17 protein-coding genes are annotated in these 20,341 nt (G+C 50.2%); 6 read left to right on the top strand and 11 right to left on the bottom strand.

What is annotated here, in order from left to right; genetic code table 11:
• Positions 1–81 precede the first annotated feature (81 nt).
• A complete protein-coding gene (sgrR, locus tag ACMYSL_RS24190) occupies positions 82–1,737 on the bottom strand; it encodes an HTH-type transcriptional regulator SgrR (protein WP_434660134.1) in 1,656 nt (551 codons plus the stop codon).
• Between the two features lie 87 nt (positions 1,738–1,824).
• Here sgrR and sgrT point away from each other — a divergent pair, with 87 nt between their 5' ends.
• Both sgrT and ACMYSL_RS24180 read left to right on the top strand, forming a co-directional pair.
• On the top strand, positions 1,825–1,977 hold the full coding sequence (sgrT, locus tag ACMYSL_RS24185) for a glucose uptake inhibitor SgrT (RefSeq protein WP_110272583.1): 153 nt from the start codon (positions 1,825–1,827) through the stop codon (positions 1,975–1,977).
• Positions 1,978–2,080: 103 nt separating this feature from the next.
• On the top strand, positions 2,081–3,265 hold the full coding sequence (locus ACMYSL_RS24180) for a sugar efflux transporter (protein WP_182236309.1): 1,185 nt from the start codon (positions 2,081–2,083) through the stop codon (positions 3,263–3,265).
• Between the two features lie 52 nt (positions 3,266–3,317).
• Here ACMYSL_RS24180 and ACMYSL_RS24175 read toward each other — a convergent pair whose 3' ends face one another.
• Positions 3,318–4,628 carry an MFS transporter gene (locus ACMYSL_RS24175; RefSeq protein ID WP_434660132.1) on the bottom strand — a complete coding sequence of 437 codons (1,311 nt, stop codon included), beginning with the start codon at positions 4,626–4,628 and terminating at the stop codon, positions 3,318–3,320.
• A gap of 232 nt (positions 4,629–4,860) precedes the next feature.
• On the opposite strand from ACMYSL_RS24175, the gene ACMYSL_RS24170 reads away from it, so the two are divergent.
• A complete protein-coding gene (locus ACMYSL_RS24170; protein WP_110272580.1) occupies positions 4,861–5,757 on the top strand; it encodes a LysR family transcriptional regulator in 897 nt (298 codons plus the stop codon).
• 36 nt (positions 5,758–5,793) lie between these two features.
• Here ACMYSL_RS24170 and aroD read toward each other — a convergent pair whose 3' ends face one another.
• The 9 genes from aroD to leuL all read right to left on the bottom strand — a co-directional run bounded on the left by aroD (position 5,794) and on the right by leuL (position 15,991).
• Positions 5,794–6,549 carry a type I 3-dehydroquinate dehydratase gene (gene aroD / locus ACMYSL_RS24165; protein ID WP_112215539.1) on the bottom strand — a complete coding sequence of 252 codons (756 nt, stop codon included), beginning with the start codon at positions 6,547–6,549 and terminating at the stop codon, positions 5,794–5,796.
• Positions 6,550–6,582: 33 nt separating this feature from the next.
• Positions 6,583–7,797, bottom strand: coding sequence for an MFS transporter (locus tag ACMYSL_RS24160; RefSeq protein WP_304256107.1), 1,215 nt, complete (start codon positions 7,795–7,797; stop codon positions 6,583–6,585).
• Between the two features lie 12 nt (positions 7,798–7,809).
• On the bottom strand, positions 7,810–8,673 hold the full coding sequence (locus ACMYSL_RS24155; protein ID WP_304256111.1) for a shikimate dehydrogenase: 864 nt from the start codon (positions 8,671–8,673) through the stop codon (positions 7,810–7,812).
• A gap of 10 nt (positions 8,674–8,683) precedes the next feature.
• Positions 8,684–10,717 (bottom strand): FAD-dependent oxidoreductase, encoded by a 2,034-nt coding sequence (locus ACMYSL_RS24150; RefSeq protein ID WP_304256114.1) that lies wholly within the window; start codon positions 10,715–10,717, stop codon positions 8,684–8,686.
• A 410-nt stretch (positions 10,718–11,127) separates the two neighbouring features.
• On the bottom strand, positions 11,128–11,733 hold the full coding sequence (leuD, locus tag ACMYSL_RS24145; protein WP_182236317.1) for a 3-isopropylmalate dehydratase small subunit: 606 nt from the start codon (positions 11,731–11,733) through the stop codon (positions 11,128–11,130).
• Positions 11,734–11,743: 10 nt separating this feature from the next.
• Positions 11,744–13,144 carry a 3-isopropylmalate dehydratase large subunit gene (leuC, locus tag ACMYSL_RS24140; protein WP_434660129.1) on the bottom strand — a complete coding sequence of 467 codons (1,401 nt, stop codon included), beginning with the start codon at positions 13,142–13,144 and terminating at the stop codon, positions 11,744–11,746.
• 2 nt (positions 13,145–13,146) lie between these two features.
• A complete protein-coding gene (leuB, locus tag ACMYSL_RS24135; RefSeq protein WP_110272573.1) occupies positions 13,147–14,238 on the bottom strand; it encodes a 3-isopropylmalate dehydrogenase in 1,092 nt (363 codons plus the stop codon).
• Complete coding sequence (gene leuA, locus ACMYSL_RS24130) at positions 14,238–15,809, bottom strand: 2-isopropylmalate synthase (RefSeq protein ID WP_110272572.1); 1,572 nt, start codon at positions 15,807–15,809, stop codon at positions 14,238–14,240. The genes leuB and leuA overlap by 1 nt, the downstream gene beginning before the upstream one ends.
• 95 nt (positions 15,810–15,904) lie before the next feature.
• Positions 15,905–15,991 carry a leu operon leader peptide gene (gene leuL, locus ACMYSL_RS24125; RefSeq protein ID WP_110272571.1) on the bottom strand — a complete coding sequence of 29 codons (87 nt, stop codon included), beginning with the start codon at positions 15,989–15,991 and terminating at the stop codon, positions 15,905–15,907.
• Positions 15,992–16,596: 605 nt separating this feature from the next.
• On the opposite strand from leuL, the gene leuO reads away from it, so the two are divergent.
• The 3 genes from leuO to ilvN all read left to right on the top strand — a co-directional run bounded on the left by leuO (position 16,597) and on the right by ilvN (position 20,175).
• Positions 16,597–17,565 carry a transcriptional regulator LeuO gene (gene leuO / locus ACMYSL_RS24120; RefSeq protein WP_112215534.1) on the top strand — a complete coding sequence of 323 codons (969 nt, stop codon included), beginning with the start codon at positions 16,597–16,599 and terminating at the stop codon, positions 17,563–17,565.
• A gap of 391 nt (positions 17,566–17,956) precedes the next feature.
• Positions 17,957–19,681: an acetolactate synthase 3 large subunit gene (gene ilvI / locus ACMYSL_RS24115; protein ID WP_331329691.1), complete on the top strand. Its 1,725-nt coding sequence runs from the start codon at positions 17,957–17,959 to the stop codon at positions 19,679–19,681.
• A 2-nt stretch (positions 19,682–19,683) separates the two neighbouring features.
• Positions 19,684–20,175: an acetolactate synthase small subunit gene (gene ilvN / locus ACMYSL_RS24110; RefSeq protein ID WP_110272568.1), complete on the top strand. Its 492-nt coding sequence runs from the start codon at positions 19,684–19,686 to the stop codon at positions 20,173–20,175.
• Positions 20,176–20,341: the final 166 nt, after the last annotated feature.

The following is a 20,341-nucleotide window of genomic DNA, read 5'->3' as shown; positions in this document are numbered from 1 at the left end:
TTGAATGATATTGCGTATGTTTATTAGCACCCCGTTGAGAACGGCAGTTAGTGTAATGATTTTGTTAGCTGACGGAAAGCCTTACGGCTCCGGTGGCGCAAACCACGCGGACTTAAAGTCGAACCAGCCGAGGGTATTCATGCGCACGCCGCGCATGCTGCGCTGCCCCTGGATCATCAGCCAATGGTGTATGAGCGGCACAATGGTTTGGTTGGCCAACAGCTGCTGGCTCCAGGTGGCCGGATTAAGCTCTCCTGCGCGCCAACGGCTGGCGTCCTGCTCCCAATCAATGGGAATACAGTGGCGAATCAGCGGGACTTCATACAACCATGCAAACAGGGAAAAATCGATCGGTAACGTGAAGTTGGCGCTATTGAGCCACACGTCGCTGACCACTTCGCCGCGATGCCACTCTTCGTACTCCAGCTCCTGAATTTCTAGTTTGACCTGATGCTCGGCCAGCAGCGTCGCCATAATCCCACCTATCAAGCGATGCTCGACGTGGTCCTGGTAATAGGTCAGCCTGACCGTCTCCAGTCCCGGCGGTTTTTCGCAAGCGTGGCTGCGCGCATGGTGCCAGCGGGGTAGCAGGCCGTAGGCCGGGAACCAGTTGCCCTGATAATGTTCACCAGCGTGATAGAGCAGGCTGGCGGGCTGGAACAGGTAGCTTAACCACTGGCGAACCGCGGTGTTGCTGCCGAGCGGGCTGCGGGCGTCGAACAGCAGATAGTAGCAACCCTCTTCCAGACGGCTTTCCACCGCTTTTTCACTCTCCGTGGTGCCCTGGAGCGTTAATCCGCCATTGGGTTCTTCGCTGATTTCCGGCAGCACCCAGACGTTAACTTCATCGATCAAGGCCCGATAGCCGAAATAATCATCGAAGGCATGGATCTTCAACTGGTTTTGGTTATTGCGGGCGACCGCATAAGGGCCGGTACCTATGGGGATGCTGGAGAAGTTGTCCATTGACTGCCAGTCGTGTGGCAGGATCATCGCTGGAACCTGGCTGAGCAGCCACGGTAGCCAACGATCGGGCTGACTGAGATGAATATCCAGCGTCCATGCGGTAGGGGAGTCTATGCGCTCGATATGAGAGAACAGCGGCAGCGCGTTGCTACGCTGTAAGGAGGTGATGACATCTTCCATTTCCAGTTCACGTCCATGATGAAAATGAATGCCAGGACGCAGAAAAAAACGCCAGTGGGTTGGGGTAATTTGCTGCCAATGGTGAGCTATATCCGCTTCCAGTTCCCCATTTTCCTCATTTACTCGCGTCAGGGCGCTAAAAATCTGCCGGGCGATGTGCGTTTCCGAGCGGCGCAGCGCGCTACCGGGCAGCAGATTTTTCATTGGACGGTAGTAAAGTACGCGCAGGATGTGCCGCCCCTGACGGAAGCTGCGGCCGAGATGGGAAACCAGCATTTGCCGGACGGCGGCTTTATCGCCAACCAGTTGCACCAGTTGATCGATTCGGTCCTGCTCAAGCAGGTCTTCCGCTCGCTGTTGTTGCAAGGCGAGACCGGTATAGAGGAAAGCCAGCCGGGAGCGCTTACCGCGCCCGACCTCCGCCTCCCAGGTCAGCCAGCCGCGCTCTTCCATCATATTCAGTAAGGTACGCATATGACGACGCGAGCAGCTCAACATATCTGCCAGCTCATTAAGCGTTGTCTCCTGCGACTTGCCGTCGCAGCACTGCCATAAGCGGATGAACTGCTGTTGTAAACGACCGGAAGACATAAAAGGGGAACTCCTGATAAAAACTCAGCAATTTATTACTTCCTATATTAAGTCAATAATCAACCTCGATGAAGTGAGGAGGTGAATATGATGAGGTCAACCACAAAACAGTTCTACCTACGCTACTTTTCTGCGACGCAGGATGCGTCCTGGCTGGCCCGCCTGATGGCAGGAAGACAGCAGGAAATTCTTGGCGAACTGATGCAGTGGGGAGTTACGTCGCAGACCTCTGATCATTGACTTGCAGACATCATGTGTGACTGAGTATTGGTGTAAAATCACCCGCCAGCAGAAAACCTCTGCTGGCTTTTTTCGTTTTCTTCGCGTGGTTTAAGGACATGACATGCTGTGGTTAATGACGATGGGGCGACGTCTTAACGGCGTTTACGCCGCTTTTATGCTGGTCGCTTTCATGATGGGAATCGCTGGTGCGCTACAGGCGCCAACGCTCAGTTTATTTCTTAGCCGCGAAGTGGGCGCACAGCCTTTCTGGGTGGGGCTTTTCTATACGGTTAACGCGATTGCCGGGATTCTGGTCAGCCTGGCGCTGGCTAAGCGCTCCGATAGTCGGGGCGATCGTCGGCGCTTGATTATGTTCTGCTGCCTGATGGCGGTAGGCAATGCGCTGCTGTTTGCATTTAATCGTCATTATCTGACGCTGATTACCTGCGGGGTGATGCTGGCTTCGGTGGCGAATGCCGCGATGCCGCAGCTTTTTGCGCTGGCGCGGGAATATGCCGATAGTTCGGCGCGTGAAGTGGTGATGTTCAGTTCGATAATGCGTGCTCAGCTCTCGCTGGCGTGGGTGATTGGCCCACCGCTGGCTTTTATGTTGGCGCTGAATTACGGCTTTACCACCATGTTTACGATAGCGGCGGGCATTTTTGTCATCAGCCTGGCGCTGATTGCCTTCAAGCTGCCGTCGGTTGCCCGCGTTGAGCAGCCTTCGGAAGGTGCGGAAGTGCTACAGCAGGCTGGGGGGTGGCACGATAAAAACGTGCGTATGTTGTTTATCGCCTCTACCCTGATGTGGACCTGCAACACGATGTATATCATCGATATGCCATTGTGGATCAGCAGCGATCTGGGTCTGCCGGATAGTCTTGCGGGGATTTTGATGGGGACCGCCGCCGGACTGGAAATTCCGGCAATGATTTTGGCGGGCTACTACGTTAAACGCTGGGGCAAACGCAACATGATGGTAGCGGCGGTTGCGGCAGGCGTGTTGTTTTATGTCGGCCTGATTCTGTTTCACGACCGGGTGGCGTTGCTGGCACTACAGTTGTTTAACGCCGTGTTTATTGGCATCGTCGCCGGGATTGGTATGCTGTGGTTTCAGGACCTGATGCCCGGAAGGGCAGGGGCGGCAACGACGCTGTTCACCAACAGTATCTCCACTGGGGTGATTCTGGCTGGGGTCATTCAGGGGGCGGTGTCGCAGAGCTATGGACATGCCAGCGTTTACTGGACCATTGCCGCTATTTCGCTGGTGACGCTGTTTATGACCTGTAAAGTTAAGGATATCTAATTATTTAGCTACCCCGGCAGGTGATATGGCCGGGGTAGTTTCACGCAACTTGCTATTTCAATACAATCCGTTTGATATCGCCGATAATAAAAATATAGGCGATAACGCCAATAAATGCCGTCAGACCAATATAAATGAGTGCGTAGAAGAAATTACCGGTCATCGATATGATGATGCCAATAATCAATGGGGTAATGATCGATGCCATATTTGCGCAGAAGTTGAAGATCCCACCGGTTAGCCCAGCCATATTTTTAGGGGCAATATCTGAAATTAGCGTCCAGCCCAGTCCAACCATCCCCTGACCAAAGAAGGCTATCGACATAATAATAATGACCGCAGTGTTACTCTCCACCCAGTTAGCCGCGATGATACAGCTGGAAAGCAACAGCCCTGAAATAATGGGTAGTTTTCGACTAATATTTACAGACTTGGTTTTTCTTAATATTTTGTCGGAGACCCAGCCACCGAAAAGAATGCCAACAGCCGCTGCCATAAATGGCCAGGAGGCGAAGAAACCAACGTGAAGCCATGGCAAATGGCGCTCATTGGCCAGATAGGTGGGGAACCAGGTCAGGAAGAAAACCAGCGTAGTATTACCTGCAAACTGCCCAAGGCTGGCGCCAATGATTTGCCTGCAGCACAGTAAACGTTTTGCATCGGGCCAGTTGAAAGGGACATTTTCATTCGCTTTCTCGGTATTTTCTAAACCGATATATTCCAGTTCTGCTTTATTTGCGGTTTTGGATTCATGCGGCTCATGATAAAACTTCCACCATACAAAAGTGAAGGCGATACCTAATCCACCAGTAATAAAAAATAACGTTCTCCAGCCATGATGTTCAAGAATAATAAAGAGTAACGGAGAGAATGCTGCCAGACCAATATATTCTCCGACGGTGTAAGTTGCCGTTGCACGTGCGCGTTCATGTTGGGGAAACCATTTGCTCACGACCCGACTGTTGACCGGGAAACAGGGTGCTTCACTGATTCCCAGACCTAAACGCAATAGCAATAAGGATTTTAACCCGACTGAAAAGCTTTGTAATAGAGTGAAGGTTGACCAGAAAAAAATGGAAAGCGCGTAGGTTAATTTGTTACCAAAGCGATCTAAAAACATGCCGCCAGGGATTTGTGCCAGCGCATAGGTCCAGGCAAAAGCAGAAAAAACGATGCCCATCATTGCCGGATCGATATGTATTTCGCTTGTTAACTTAGGAGCAACAATACCAAGGATAGTACGATCAAGATAATTTATCATCGTACCAATAGAGAGTAACATTAAAATTACAATTCGCGTTTTGGTTCGCTTCTGCGTGGCCGGTGGCGAAATAGGCCTTTCCTGAACATCGATTGTCCTCATTGAGAGTTCCTTTAAAGTTTAAAATATTTTTGCATATATTGACACATGCAAAAATATTCTACTGAACCATTGATTTAGTCTATGATATTGCAATCCTTTGTTACGTGATGAATAAAATAACAAAACAATATTTGATGCGACGCCGATATTTGCCCTTTGCGACTCATCATAGATGGCTTGTATGGTATATTAGGTGCATTAGTTTTATTCTTATATTATACGAGCAAAAATAATGAACCTAAAGCAACTTTATTATTTTAAGCGACTGGCAGAAACCGAGCATTACACCGAGGCGGCCTCTAGTCTTTTCATCACCCAGCCCTCCTTAAGCCATGCCATATCTGAGCTGGAGAAAGAACTGGGAGTAGCGCTATTTGCCAGAAAAGGGCGAAATGTCAAGATCACACAGAATGGTAAACGCTTTCTGCCCTACGTGGAAGATGCGCTGGCTTCTCTGGAAAATGGTCGCATGACGCTGCAAAAAAATAGTGCGGAAAACAAAGAGAATATTCGTATTGCTTTTATTTATACAATGGGTGAGTTTGTTGTTCCGCAGTTAATTAATAAATACTCACTTTCACCATCTTGTCACAATGTGACGTTTTCTTTTACTCAGGGCACGTCGCTAACGTTGCTACAGGAACTGAAGGCCGGAAAGACTGATTTAGCCATTTGCTCTTATATTGCTGATGAACCAGATATTGATTTTATTCCAATTATTCAGCAAGAACTGGTTGTCGTGACGGCGAAAGATCATCCTCTTGCCAGGCTATATGATGATGAAGTCGATCTGGTTGAGACGATTCATTATCCCTATGTCTATTTTTCAGAAAATAGCGGTCTGCGGCCTTTTATCGATAACGTATTTATGCAGCAAAAATTAGTGCCGGACATTGCTTGCTATGTTGACGAGGATACGGCGATGGCGGGGCTGGTGAGTATTGATTATGGTATTGCGATTATGCCGCGAATTTCCGCACTCTCGTACTACAACGTGCATATCCTGACGATCAAAAATGCGATTCCTCCACGCTATATCTATCTGGCAACGATGAAAGAGCGGGTACTTTCCCCTGCAATTCAGTCGTTTAAGAATGTTATTATTAATGACAGCCAAAAAATGATTTAAGTAGATGCCCGGAGGAAACCTCCGGGCACTGTTTTATCAGGAAAGAATATCCATCAGTTCACGCAGCTGAGTAATGGCGATTTGTCCCGGTGCTGACGCCTGACCTACGGTACCGAAGGTCATTGCTGAACCGAACAAACGACCCGTTACCCGGCTAACCCCGCCGGATTTACCCATCGACATGGTAATTAATGGGCGGGTTGCATACTTTTCTTTCATCGTCAGGGTTGCAGACAGCAGGGTTAACACATCCTGCGGCGACTGCGGCATGACGGCGATTTTCGGTAAATCGGCACCCAGATCCTGCATACGACGCAGGCGGTAGATAATATCTTCCTGAGCCGGAGTTTTATGGAAATCATGATTACTCATGATGACTTTTACGCCAGCCGCATGGGCATCGTTCACCAGTGAACGAATCTGTGCTTCATCATTGAATAGCTCGACATCAATGACGTCAGCGAGTCCGCTAACCGCCGCTTGGCGATTCAGTTCAAAATAAGCTTCATCGCTAATTTCCGTTTCGCCGCCCTCTTTTTTACTGCGGAAGGTGAACAGCAGCGGAATGTCTTTCAGCAACTGACGAATTTCGCCCAGCGCCAACAGTACCTGCTCAATTTCTCTAACCTGCGTGAAGTGATCAACACGCCATTCGATAATGTCAGCTCCGGCAGTAGCCAGGGCACGAGCATTGACTTGCAGTTCGTCAATGGTTTTACCAATCAGCGGAACGCAAATCAGGGTTTCCCCTTCCTGGAAGGTGATGTTTTTTACTGTTACTGCTTTAGTCATGTTGGTATCCATTATTCTTTTTGTCATTGACCATCAGGCGGTTGCTGCAACATGAGATGTTTTTGCAGCGGCGCGAGCCTGAAACTGACGATAACCGATGTACAGAGCGATCACAAAGCCGACGATAGCGATCAGGAGATCAAACCACATAATGCTGGCGATACCAATCTTCGACAGTTTTGCCGTGATGAGTGGAATCGTAAAGCTTGCCAGACTCCCTGCGGTATAAAAGATCCCGGTGGCTTTGCCTTTTCCGTTAGGAAAGCTCATCGCCATAATGGTCGCGCCTATCTGCAGAACACCGCCAGCGGCGGCAAAGCCGATGATAAAGGCGAACCCGGTAACCACCATTGGCGTCGGGAACAGGCAGACGATCAGCAGTGAAATCATCGACAGGAAGGTATAGATGATCATGGCGACGGCTGAACTGAACACCTCTTTGACGAAGGCCGCAGTGACAAATACGCAAGTCAGAGAACCCGCAGTATAGACGCTCAGCAGTTTAATGGCCGACTCATGCGGGATCCCCGCCACGAACTCGCCGTACTGCGCTAACCATTGGCTAACCAGATAGAAAGTCGCCATCCCGATATAGCCGTACAGGGTAAATACCACCATATCCAGCTTGCCGGAATTAGCTTGCGGAGCAGCTGTAACAGCCTGGGACTTTTCGACAGTTTCCTTTTTCGCCCGATGATCCGGGAAAGGCATTTTTATCAGATAGATGGCGCTCAGAACCATCAATGCTGCGGCGATGATAAACGACCAGCCATACCACATATTCGCCCATATCAGCGCGCCGATAATGAACGGCAGCAGGAACTGCCCAGCAGAGACGAAGGCTTTGATCAGCACGTTCGCGCGGCTGGCGGAGTTAGGGAAAGACTCCATCAACGCCGGATAGGTTCCGGAATCGAGGAAGCTGTTTGCCAGACCTGCCATAATGCCGAAGAAGTAGGCCATATAAATGTTTTTCGTCAGTAAAATACCGAGGAAAAACACCAGATAGCTGGCGATCCCGAGATAGATAAAGGGTTTGCGTCCAAAGCGATCGGACAGGAATCCTGTCACGATCGTGGCGAGTTTACCAATACCTAGCGACGATATGACGATGGAGACGCCGGCAGCGTCGGTTCCCCATTGCGTCTGTAAATTCGCCATATTGAGGGTAATTAATAATACCCCCATGCCATGGATCAGATAGTTAAGGTATAGCCCCGCTGCCGTTGGGACATATTTATTTTTCATCGCGCCCCATCCTTAAAAAAGGATACTTTTGACGTGTTCAACCGGCATTTCTTTGCCCGTCCAGATTTCAAAAGCACGCGCACCTTGCCAGAGCATCATGCCCAGACCATTGATGGTGCGGCAGCCTTTTTTCTCAGCCACTTCCAGCAGATACGTTTTGCGCGGGTTATAAACCACGTCAGAAACGATCAGATCCGGGCGCAGGAAGCTGTCGTTAGGCAGCAGCATCTGGCCTTCAAACGGTTTCATGCCAACGCCGGTCGCGTTAGTAAGAATGACGCTGCTGTCGATCTCGGCGCGCAGTTTGTCATGATCGTCCAGGTCGAACAGATGGATCGCACAGTTGGTGTTATTACGGATCTTGGCGACGGTTTGTTCTGCGTTGGCGAAGAATTTATCTTTACGGTTGAAGATGGAGATCTCTTTGACGCCATCCAGCGCGGCCTGTACGCAGAGCGCGGTTGCCGCGCCGCCTGCACCTAATACGGTCATTTTTTTGCCGATTATGTCGATGCCTGCTTCAGACAGCGCGCGCATATAGCCGGTGCCATCGGTGATGTGACCCGTTAACACGCCGTTGTCGTTCACCACGGTATTCACCGCGCCAACCAGTTCTGCTGCCGGGGAGAGCTTATCCAGATACTGGCAAATTTCGGTTTTGTTCGGCATAGAGACGTTGCAGCCGCGCAGTTTTAGCGCCCGAAAACCCTGTACGACATCTTTCAGCTCCTCATTACCGACTTCAAAAGCCAGGTAAACATAGTCCAGCCCCAGTTTGGCAAAGGCTTCGTTATGCATTGTCGGTGACATGCTGTGGCGAATCGGAGTTGCAATCAGGCCAATCAGCTCAGTGTGTCCAGTAATACGTTCTGCCATGATAAAATCCTCAATATGTTAGAAATGGAATTTTTGTAGATTCGCGGTTACCCAGAGCACCCATGTCTTCCAGGGTGTCCAGCACGTTGCGCCCCTCGCGCACGCCATCAATGATTCGCCGGGCCATCAGGCTGTCGCCGATGTTCATTATTTTTACGTTATTGGCTCTGGCCCATTGTTCAATCTCATTGAGACCGGTGGTATTGGCGCGCATTCCCAGGCAGACGAAGCCGTAATCAAAGGGAATGTCAAAGGTGCTATCCGCGTTTTTAACTGTGAAGTGAGTTGGAGTAACGGCAACCAACTGCGTTTGCATGTGCTGTTCCACGTGATGTTCATCAAGCATGGTCAACATGGCATTTTTAGTGATGATGTCCAGGTCGCGGCCCGCTGACTCCTGCATTTCGATAAGTACTGCGCTGGCACCGCGTGCGGAGAAATATTCGATGACGTCCAGACCGACCGCACCTGCGCCGACGACAGCAATGCGTTTACCTTTCGCATCGGCAAACTGGTCCAGATGATGAATCATATTGGTAATCGAAAAGACGCTGCCGCCTTCGACATCAATGTTCTCGCGCAGCCCTTCAATTGGTGGCAGCAGAGGAACCGAACCGGTCGCATTGACAATTAAATCAGGGTGCAGGGCGGAAACCGATTCAACAGTGGCGCGTTTGCCGACCTGTAGCATCAGGTTATCCAGCGAGGCGATACGGTTTTTCATAAACTGCGGGAAATCGGCAATACGCTTTTTCTCTGGCAACAGAGAGATCTCGCTGGCCAGCCCGCCGATGCTGTGTTTTTCCTCAAGCAGCCAAGTGTGGCAGCCGACTTCGGCCGCGGTACAGGCCGCTTCCATTCCCGCCGTGCCAGCGCCGATAACCACCACGTTGGTGTCGCGGTTCACACGCTGCTGTTTGTAAGCGTCGCCGTGGATAATATCCGGGTTGATAGAGCAACGCAGCGGGCGAGAACGGGCGATGCGGTGATCCGCGCAGCCAATGTTGCAGGAGATGCATTTGCGCATCAGGCGCTCGTTACCGCTCTGGACTTTTTGTACCCATTCTGGCTCGGCGATAAGCCCGCGGCCAATCGCAATCAGGTCGGCATCACCGCTGGCGATAATATCTTCGGCGACTTTTGGTGAACGAATGTTGCCTGCAATAACCGTTGGTTTGTGGAATTTGTCGCGAACCGCGCGGGAGAGATAACGCTTCCAGCCATCCTCCAGAGACATCTGGTCAATCTGGAAATTCAGGTTGTCGTTTTGCGCTGCGGAGACGTTGATAATATCGACTTTGTCCTGGCACAGTTCGAGGATGCGCAGCGAATCTTCGAGCGTATTTCCGCCTTCTAAGAAATCATCAGCGCTAATACGTAAGCTCACCGGAAAACGTGGCCCTACGCAGGCGCGCACTTTATCAACAATTAAGGTTAATATTCTGGCGCGATTTTCTATACAGCCGCCAAATTCATCGGTGCGTTTATTAAACAGCGGCGATAAAAACTGGCTAATTAAATAAGAGTGACCAGCGTGAATTTCCACACAGTCAAAACCAGCCCGGCGTACGCGCTCTGCGGCATCGCCAAATTTACTCACGGCGTGATAAATTTCATCACGTGTCATCGGGCGCGGAATATTGCCATTCTTTTTCGATGGTGTGCTGGAAGAGGAAAGCGGCATTTCACCATTCAGACGATAAGCATAAGCTGAAGCGCCGGCATGGTTTAATTGGATACCGACGCAGGCACCGTGTTTATGCAGGGTTTCGGTTAATTTGAACAGTCGTGGAATATATTGATCGTTATCGATACGCAGCTGCGTTGTGCCATTAGAAGCGAAAGGAAAATCGATACAAATATTTTCGATAGTGATGAGTCCGGTGCCGCCACGCGCGCGTAACTCATAGTATTCAATCTGTTCCTGAGTGACTTCACCGTTCAGGCTGGCCAGGTTAGTCCCCATTGGCGGCATGATGATACGGTTTTTTATGGTCATCCCGTTAATGGTCAACGGGGAAAAAAGGTGGGGGTAGTGGCTCATATGCTCTCTCCACTGGATGCCTGATGGTCGCCGTACGGCGATCCTGGCCTGTCCAAAGTTAATATTTCTCTATGGGGAAAGATAACGAGGCGCCAAATGGAAAAATAATGCTTTTTTTTGCGTAGAGCTATAGTGTGCTTCTATGGAATTAACGTTTTAGTTACATGTTTGTATTCTTATCTTAAATATCTCAAGCGATTTTTTACTTGTACTTGTGAATTGACACAATAAAAGGAGGGGAATGATTGAATAAATGCCCAATTGATAAATATTTATTTTCCTGGCTTTAAATATTTCTATATATCAGGCTGAGCAATATCGATATATGTGCATCAGATCTCATTTTTCTGCTGAGGAAAACAAAAAAGCCCGGCGCAAAGGCCGGGCTGAGAGGTGAACTGCGCGTGGTTTTAATTCATAAAGGCGGGTTGTTTATTCTCGTAAGTAGAGATTGCATCTTCATGCTGCAGCGTCAAGCCGATGCTGTCCAGGCCATTGAGCATGCAGTGACGGCGGAAAGCATCAATTTTAAAGCTGTAGGATTTATCGCCCGCTTTAACCACTTCAGCTTGCAGATCAACTTCAAATGTAATGCCTGGCTGCGCCTGAACCAGCTTAAACATTTCATCGACCTGTTCGTCGCTCAAGGTGACCGGCAGCAACTGGTTGTTGAAACTGTTGCCATAGAAGATATCGGCAAAGCTTGGGGCGATAACGACTTTAAAACCATAGTCGGTCAACGCCCACGGCGCATGCTCACGAGAGGAGCCGCAGCCAAAGTTTTCTCGCGCCAGCAGAATCGACGCTCCTTTGTACTCAGGAAAGTTCAGCACGAATTCCGGATTCGGCTGCTCACCTTTGTCATCAAGGAAGCGCCAGTCGTTAAACAGGTGTGCACCAAAGCCGGTACGAGTGACTTTTTGCAGAAACTGCTTTGGAATGATTGCATCGGTGTCCACGTTCGCGGCATCCAGCGGAACCACCAGGCCGGTATGTTGGGTAAATTTCTCTGCCATGATGGTTTCCTTATTTCAAGCTACGGATGTCGGCGAAATGGCCGGTAACGGCTGCCGCTGCGGCCATTGCCGGGCTGACCAAATGGGTGCGTCCGCCACGGCCCTGGCGGCCTTCAAAGTTACGGTTGCTGGTAGATGCACAGCGCTCACCCGGGTTCAGGCGATCGTTGTTCATTGCCAGGCACATGGAGCAACCCGGCAGACGCCATTCAAAACCGGCCTCGATAAAGATCTTATCCAGGCCTTCCGCTTCGGCCTGCGCCTTCACTGGGCCAGAACCTGGTACAACCAGCGCCTGAACGCCCGGAGCCACTTTGCGACCTTTAGCAATTTCCGCTGCGGCGCGTAAGTCTTCGATGCGAGAGTTGGTACAGGAGCCGATAAAGACTTTATCAATCGCCACTTCAGTTAACGGCACGCCAGACTTCAGACCCATATACGCCAGCGCTTTTTCAGCACTCGCACGTTCTACCGGATCGGTGAATGATGCCGGGTCCGGAATAATGTCGGTAACGGAGATAACCTGGCCTGGGTTTGTTCCCCAGGTGACCTGTGGGGCAATCTCTTCTGCTTGCAGAGTGACAACGCTATCAAAAGTCGCGCCATCGTCGGTGGTCAGGGTCTTCCAGTATGCGACCGCATCGTCAAAATCCTGGCCTTTGGGCGCCTGCAGACGGCCTTTCACATAGTCAAAAGTCGTTTGGTCAGGCGCTACCAGGCCTGCTTTGGCGCCCAGTTCAATGGCCATATTGCACAGGGTCATACGACCTTCCATGCTTAAATCACGAATAGCTTCGCCGCAGAATTCGACAACGTGCCCGGTACCGCCAGCGCTGCCGGTTTTACCAATAATCGCCAGTACGATATCTTTTGCCGTGATGCCTGGAGCCGCTTTACCCTTGACTTCAATTTTCATGGTTTTAGCACGACCCTGCTTGAGGGTCTGGGTCGCCAGCACGTGCTCAACTTCTGAGGTGCCGATACCAAAGGCCAACGCACCGAATGCGCCATGAGTCGCCGTGTGGGAATCGCCACAGACGATAGTCATACCCGGCAGGGTAACGCCCTGTTCCGGCCCCATCACGTGGACGATGCCCTGGTAAGGGTGGTTCAGGTCATACAGTTCAACGCCAAACTCTTTGCAGTTTTTAATCAGTTCCTGCATCTGGATGCGCGCCATTTCGCCGGACGCATTAATGTCCTTGGTTTGCGTTGAAACGTTGTGATCCATGGTGGCGAAGGTTTTACCCGGCTGGCGTACCGGGCGGTTGTGGGCGCGCAGGCCATCAAATGCTTGCGGCGAGGTAACCTCATGGACCAGATGACGGTCGATGTACAACAGCGGGGTTTCGTTTTGCGCTTCATAAACGACATGAGCATCAAACAATTTTTCGTATAACGTCTTCGCCATGATTACACCCCTTCAGCGACATAGCGGGCAATGATATCGCCCATTTCATCGGTACCGACCGCTGCCGCACCGCGAGCTAAATCGCCGGTACGCACGCCTTCTTCTAATGCACGGTTGATCGCATTCTCAATTGCCGTTGCCGCGTTATCGGCATCCAGGCTGTAGCGCAGCAGCAGCGCCAGCGACAGGATCTGCGCGATCGGGTTAGCGATGTTTTTGCCTGCGATATCCGGAGCGGAGCCGCCGGCTGGTTCGTACAGGCCGAAACCTTGCTCGTTGAGGCTGGCGGATGGCAGCATGCCCATAGAACCCGTGATCATGGCGCACTCATCGGACAAGATGTCGCCAAACAAGTTGGAGCACAGCAGAACGTCGAACTGAGACGGATCTTTAATCAGCTGCATGGTGGCGTTGTCGATGTACATATGTGCCAGTTCAACATCAGGATACTGCTTGCTAATTTCACTGACGATTTCGCGCCACAAAATAGAAGACTGCAGCACGTTGGCTTTATCAATAGAAGTGACTTTGTGACGACGCTTGCGGGCAGACTCAAACGCAATGTGAGCGATACGCTCAATCTCAAAACGGTGATACACCTCGGTATCAAACGCTTTCTCGTGCTGGCCACTGCCTTCACGACCTTTTGGTTGGCCGAAGTAGATGCCGCCGGTCAGTTCACGAACGCACAGAATATCGAAACCGTTGGCGGCGATATCCGCACGCAGCGGGCAGAACTCTTCCAGACCTTGGTACAGCTTGGCTGGACGCAGGTTGCTGAATAATTTGAAGTGTTTACGCAGCGGCAGCAGCGCGCCGCGCTCCGGCTGCTCTGCAGGCGGCAGGTGTTCCCATTTCGGGCCACCAACGGAACCAAATAAAATCGCATCAGCCTGCTCGCAGCCTTCTACGGTCGTCTGTGGTAATGGAGTGCCCTGACGGTCGATGGCGATGCCGCCGACGTCATGCTGACTGGTGGTAATGCGCATATCAAAACGGTTGCGAACAGCTTCCAGTACTTTCATCGCCTGGTTCATGACTTCCGGGCCAATACCATCACCTGGCAAAACAGCAATATGGTAATTCTTCGACATTACACGGTTTCCTTATTGTTCTCTTTATTCTGAGCTTTGCGTTGCAATTCTTTCTCGACTTCGGCGGCGCGCCAGATGTTGTTCAGGACGTGAACCATGGCTTTCGCGGATGATTCCACGATATCCGTTGCCAGACCCACGCCGTGGAAGCGACGTCCGTTGTAGGTAGCCACGATATCCACCTGACCCAGCGCATCTTTGCCCTGACCCTTGGCGTTCAGATCGTATTTAACCAGCTCAACCTCATAGCCGGTGATACGGTTAATCGCCTGATAAATGGCATCTACCGGGCCATTGCCGTTGGCGGCTTCAGCTTTAGTTTCTTCACCACAGGCCAGCTTCACGGACGCGGTCGCGATATCGCTGGACCCGGACTGGACGCTGAAGTAGTCCAGGCGGAAATGTTCTGGCTCTTCTTGCTGCTTGTTAATGAAGGCTAAAGCTTCCAGATCATAATCAAACACTTGGCCCTTTTTATCCGCCAGCTTCAGGAAAGCGTCATACAGATGATCCATGTTGTAGTCGCTTTCTTTATAGCCCATCTCTTCCATACGGTGTTTCACCGCGGCACGGCCTGAACGAGAAGTCAGGTTCAACTGAACCTGGTTCAGACCGATAGATTCCGGGGTCATGATTTCGTAGTTTTCGCGATTCTTCAGCACACCATCCTGGTGAATACCAGAGGAGTGAGCGAAGGCACCGGTACCGACGATGGCTTTGTTCGCGGGGATCGGCATATTACAAATCTGGCTAACGGTCTGGCTGGTGCGCCAGATTTCGTTGTGATTAATGCGGGTGTGCACATCCATGATGTCTTTGCGCACTTTGATAGCCATGATCACTTCTTCCAGCGAGCAGTTACCTGCGCGCTCGCCGATGCCGTTCATTGCGCCTTCAACCTGACGAGCGCCGGCGTGAACCGCAGCGATGGCGTTACCGACCGCAATGCCTAAATCGTCATGAGTGTGGACGGAGATAATCGCTTTATCGATATTAGGAACGTGTTCATACAGACCGGTAATGATATTGGCGAATTCGAACGGCATGGTGTAGCCAACGGTGTCCGGGATGTTGATAGTGGTTGCGCCAGCGTTGATCGCCGCTTCAACGACGCGCGCCAGATCGGCAATTGGCGTACGGCCAGCATCTTCACAGGAAAACTCAACGTCGTCAGTGTAATTACGTGCGCGCTTCACCATATACACCGCGCGCTCAATCACTTCGTCCAGGGTGCTGCGCAGCTTGGTGGCGATATGCATCGGTGAGGTGGCGATAAAAGTATGAATGCGGAACGCCTCGGCCACTTTTAAAGATTCTGCCGCTACATCAATATCTTTTTCAACACAGCGGGCCAGCGCGCAAACGCGACTGTTCTTAATGTTGCGAGCGATGGTTTGTACGGACTCAAAGTCGCCCGGAGAAGAGACCGGAAAACCAACTTCCATCACATCAACGCCCATACGCTCCAGGGCCAGAGCAATTTGCAGCTTCTCTTTTACACTCAGGCTGGCCTGTAAGGCTTGTTCGCCGTCACGTAAGGTTGTATCGAAAATAATGACTTGCTGGCTCATGGTTTAAATCCTTAGTCTGTGTCCGGGCGCCTTGCTGACGAGCATAAAAAAACCCGCGCATCGGCGCGGGTTTTATAGTCTTGCTGGAAGATGACTTAACGATGAACGTCGCCCAACAGCCTACCGCGCAAAATGGATGCGTTTAGTAGTAGTAGGCTGAGGAAGCGAGTGGTGCAAATCATTGCGTCATACTCCAAATGAAATCGTTATGCTTTTAGAGTTACTGGATATGGCGTTTAATGTCAACACTCGGAAGAAGAAAACGTCTTTTTGCCTGAGCAGTGAATTAGCTAATTGTGCTAGAGATCGCGCTTTTTGACCGATGATCCTTTTTTGGATGTTGCTCCTCGCTGTGTGACTGTCAACATTTGATAAGTTTTCTTTTCACTTACGCTCTCATTTCCTGTGCGTTGTGGCTAGATGATATCTTAATGAAAATTATGAATTTATTTATTGTGTGAATGTTTTTGTGTGAATGTGGATAGATTATCAATGATAAATAAACGTTAACTTTAAGGGTGACTTAAATAGATACTTTAATAGTGCTTAAATTATAGTTAACCACTACTGTTGTTGTTTATTTTTAATATTTATGGGTAAACTTAATGCCATCAAGTAAACGATATGGTTTAAGTGGTTTCGGTACTTTCAATCGCGCGGATTTTTCGTCGCCACTCATAACCTTGATATATTCCTAAAATTCATCTTTGCTCTTTTGCAAATGTCATATGCATGATAAATGATATTCTCAGAATTAATTACTGCACTTTGGCAAAGGGAATTTAGCGTGACAGTGGAGTTAGATATGTTAATTGAAGGTACTGAATATAAAGCTGCCCCAGGGGCAGAGATCACTAAACCTCAACTGCGTATGGTTGATCTCAATCTACTTACCGTTTTTGATGCGGTGATGCAGGAACAAAACATCACCCGTGCGGCACATTCTTTGGGAATGTCCCAACCAGCGGTCAGTAATGCGGTATCACGTTTAAAAGTGATGTTTAATGATGAGCTGTTTGTTCGCTACGGACGCGGCATCCAGCCTACAGCACGTGCTTTCCAACTATTTGGCTCAGTACGTCAGGCACTGCAATTAGTGCAAAATGAATTACCAGGCTCTGGCTTTGAGCCGCTCAGCAGTGAACGTGTTTTCAATCTGTGTGTCTGCAGCCCGTTAGATAACTATTTGACTTCCGTTATCTTTAATAAAGTTGGCGAAATTGCGCCGAACATTCATTTGGTTTTTAAATCTGCATTGAATCAAAACACTGAGCATCAATTGCGTTATCAGGAAATTGAATTCGTTGTTGGTTATGAAGAGTTTCGTCGTCCTGAGTTTGCTTGTGTTCCATTATTTAAAGATGAAATGGTGCTGGTTGCCAGTCGGAAGCATCCGCGTATTTCCGGGCCGTTAATGGAGACGGATATTTATCAGGAAGAACATGCGGTGGTTGCTCTCGACCGCTACGCATCATTTAGCCAGCCATGGTATGACTCTGCGGATAAACAATCTCGCATTGCGTATCAGGGAAATGCGATGGTCAGCGTATTAAATGTTGTTTCGCAAACCAACATGGTTGCAATTGCACCACGCTGGCTGGCGACTGAATTTGCCGATAAGCTGGATCTACAAATATTACCTTTGCCGCTGAAAGTGAATAGCCGCACCTGCTATCTCTCCTGGCACGAAGCGGCGGGGCGCGATAAAGGCCATCAGTGGATGGAAGAATTACTGACGAGTATTTGCCAGCGCTAAATTGTCGCTAAACAAACGGGGGCTTCGGCTCCTGCTTTGTGTGACAAAAGTCATCAAATGCAGAATTTTATTCTGTTTATCCTCGCAGGTGGCCATCGACATCAGATGAAAAATGGATGATTTACTGTAGTTGGTAATTTTATCCGAGTATTGACCATCATATTTTCTTATCCCTGAAGTTTTTCACCGCTTTTCTTCTTAGAATCTTTCTTTTCTTCTATTAATGCTTGCAGTGTGGCGGCGGTGGCTAATTGCCTGCCCGTTGGCGAGCAGTTATGGTAAAGGCATGCAGTCTATTCACCTCACTGCGGAGCCTTTTTGCTTCGTATTGTGCGAGCGCGCGGAAATTGGATTCCGCTGTCGTTAAAAACAATAAGCCGGGAGGCAAACCATGGAGATGTTGTCAGGAGCCGAGATGGTCGTCCAGTCGCTAGTCGATCAGGGCGTCAAGCAAGTGTTCGGTTACCCCGGGGGCGCAGTCCTCGATATCTATGATGCGTTACATACCCTTGGTGGTATCGATCATATTCTGGTTCGCCATGAACAAGCCGCTGTTCATATGGCTGATGGCCTGGCCCGTGCGACAGGCGAAGTCGGCGTGGTGCTGGTGACGTCGGGGCCAGGAGCCACGAACGCGATTACCGGCATTGCGACGGCCTACATGGATTCTATTCCGCTGGTGATTCTTTCCGGACAGGTTGCGACCTCTTTGATTGGTTACGATGCTTTTCAGGAGTGCGATATGGTGGGGATTTCCCGACCGGTGGTGAAGCACAGCTTTCTGGTTAAGCAAACCGAAGATATCCCTGGCGTCCTAAAAAAAGCCTTTTGGTTGGCGGCGAGTGGACGTCCTGGTCCGGTGGTGGTTGATTTGCCGAAGGATATTTTGAACCCGGCGAAAAAGCTGCCTTACACCTGGCCAGATACGGTTAGCATGCGCTCCTATAACCCGACGACAACGGGCCATAAAGGGCAGATTAAACGTGCGCTGCAAACGCTGATTACGGCAAAAAAACCGGTCGTCTATGTTGGCGGTGGGGCAATTAATGCGAAATGTGAACCGCAGCTATATACCCTGGTTGAGAAACTGAAGCTGCCCGTCGTTTCTTCGCTGATGGGGCTGGGCGCTTTTCCTGCATCGCATCAGCAGGCATTAGGGATGTTAGGTATGCATGGCACCTATGAAGCCAACATGACCATGCATAACTCTGATGTGATTTTCGCTGTTGGCGTGCGCTTCGACGATCGTACGACGAACAATCTGGCAAAATACTGTCCGAACGCGACGGTGCTGCACATTGATATTGATCCCACTTCGATTTCAAAGACCGTTCCCGCCGATGTTCCTATCGTTGGTGATGCGCGTCTGGTGCTGGAACAAATGCTGGAGCTACTCGAACACGAGGAGTCTCTGCAGCCGTTAGATGAAATTCGCGACTGGTGGCAGCAGATTGAACAGTGGCGCGCGCGTCATTGTCTGCAATACGACACCCAAAGCGGCAAGATCAAACCGCAGGCGGTTATCGAGACTATCTGGCGTCTGACTAACGGCGATGCGTACGTGACGTCTGATGTTGGCCAGCACCAAATGTTTGCAGCACTCTATTATCCTTTCGACAAACCAAGGCGTTGGATTAATTCCGGCGGGCTGGGGACCATGGGATTTGGCTTACCCGCAGCACTTGGCGTGAAGATGGCGCTGCCGGAAGAAACGGTTGTCTGTGTGACGGGTGATGGCAGTATTCAGATGAATATTCAGGAGCTGTCTACCGCGTTGCAATACGATCTTCCTGTATTGGTACTGAATCTGAATAACCGTTATCTCGGGATGGTTAAGCAGTGGCAAGATATGCTCTATTCTGGCCGTCATTCACAATCTTATATGGAATCGCTACCCGATTTTGCCCGCGTAGCGGAAGCCTATGGTCATGTCGGGATTCGTATTAGCGACCCACAGGAGCTGGAAGCGAAGCTGACTGAAGCGCTGGAGCAAGTACGTAACAATCGCCTGGTTTTTGTCGATGTGACGGTTGACGGCAGTGAGCATGTATACCCTATGCAGATTCGCGGCGGTGGTATGGACGAGATGTGGCTGAGCAAAACGGAGAGGACCTGATTATGCGCCGGATATTATCAGTATTGCTGGAGAATGAATCGGGTGCATTATCCCGCGTGATCGGTCTCTTTTCGCAGCGTGGCTATAATATTGAAAGCCTGACGGTAGCACCGACGGACGATCCGACGCTGTCCAGGATGACGATTCAAACCGTTGGTGATGAGAAAGCGATAGAGCAAATAGAAAAGCAATTACATAAGCTGGTGGACGTTTTACGCGTTACTGAGCTTGGGCAGGGCGCGCACGTTGAGCGAGAAATTATGCTGGTGAAAGTCCAGGCCAGCGGTTATGGGCGCGATGAGGTCAAGCGTAACACGGAGATTTTCCGTGGGCAAATTATCGATGTGACGCCGTCTATTTATACCGTTCAACTGGCGGGCACTAGCGACAAGCTGGATGCGTTCCTGGCTTCACTGCGCGATGTTGCGCGAATTGTGGAAGTGGCTCGCTCCGGCGTGGTCGGATTGTCGCGCGGCGACAAAATCATGCGTTGAGTCGCTGAAACTGATGTAAAAATAGCCCGACACCGCCTGTCGGGCTATTTTTTTGCGAAATCGGTGGGAACTGTGGACTAAAGCGGTTGCTGTGCTCACTTTTCTGCGCTTAGATGTTATAAAAATGAATCCATACCTGAAGAATGGTTATGTTCTGTACTTATTA

It is taken from the genome of Klebsiella sp. MISC125 (genome assembly GCF_051131775.1).
Lineage (GTDB): Bacteria > Pseudomonadota > Gammaproteobacteria > Enterobacterales > Enterobacteriaceae > Klebsiella.
The sequence above is the reverse complement of the archived record's forward strand: the minus strand, read 5'-3'. Positions and strand labels throughout refer to the sequence as shown.

What these genes read in the sequence shown, in the direction of transcription:
- sgrR (WP_434660134.1), bottom strand. Translation starts at nt 1,737, where the DNA reads ATGTCTTCCGGTCGTTTACAACAGCAGTTCATCCGCTTATGGCAGTGC.
- sgrT (WP_110272583.1), top strand. Translation starts at nt 1,825, where the DNA reads ATGATGAGGTCAACCACAAAACAGTTCTACCTACGCTACTTTTCTGCG.
- ACMYSL_RS24180 (WP_182236309.1), top strand. Translation starts at nt 2,081, where the DNA reads ATGCTGTGGTTAATGACGATGGGGCGACGTCTTAACGGCGTTTACGCC.
- ACMYSL_RS24175 (WP_434660132.1), bottom strand. Translation starts at nt 4,628, where the DNA reads ATGAGGACAATCGATGTTCAGGAAAGGCCTATTTCGCCACCGGCCACG.
- ACMYSL_RS24170 (WP_110272580.1), top strand. Translation starts at nt 4,861, where the DNA reads ATGAACCTAAAGCAACTTTATTATTTTAAGCGACTGGCAGAAACCGAG.
- aroD (WP_112215539.1), bottom strand. Translation starts at nt 6,549, where the DNA reads ATGACTAAAGCAGTAACAGTAAAAAACATCACCTTCCAGGAAGGGGAA.
- ACMYSL_RS24160 (WP_304256107.1), bottom strand. Translation starts at nt 7,797, where the DNA reads ATGAAAAATAAATATGTCCCAACGGCAGCGGGGCTATACCTTAACTAT.
- ACMYSL_RS24155 (WP_304256111.1), bottom strand. Translation starts at nt 8,673, where the DNA reads ATGGCAGAACGTATTACTGGACACACTGAGCTGATTGGCCTGATTGCA.
- ACMYSL_RS24150 (WP_304256114.1), bottom strand. Translation starts at nt 10,717, where the DNA reads ATGAGCCACTACCCCCACCTTTTTTCCCCGTTGACCATTAACGGGATG.
- leuD (WP_182236317.1), bottom strand. Translation starts at nt 11,733, where the DNA reads ATGGCAGAGAAATTTACCCAACATACCGGCCTGGTGGTTCCGCTGGAT.
- leuC (WP_434660129.1), bottom strand. Translation starts at nt 13,144, where the DNA reads ATGGCGAAGACGTTATACGAAAAATTGTTTGATGCTCATGTCGTTTAT.
- leuB (WP_110272573.1), bottom strand. Translation starts at nt 14,238, where the DNA reads ATGTCGAAGAATTACCATATTGCTGTTTTGCCAGGTGATGGTATTGGC.
- leuA (WP_110272572.1), bottom strand. Translation starts at nt 15,809, where the DNA reads ATGAGCCAGCAAGTCATTATTTTCGATACAACCTTACGTGACGGCGAA.
- leuL (WP_110272571.1), bottom strand. Translation starts at nt 15,991, where the DNA reads ATGATTTGCACCACTCGCTTCCTCAGCCTACTACTACTAAACGCATCC.
- ilvI (WP_331329691.1), top strand. Translation starts at nt 17,957, where the DNA reads ATGGAGATGTTGTCAGGAGCCGAGATGGTCGTCCAGTCGCTAGTCGAT.
- ilvN (WP_110272568.1), top strand. Translation starts at nt 19,684, where the DNA reads ATGCGCCGGATATTATCAGTATTGCTGGAGAATGAATCGGGTGCATTA.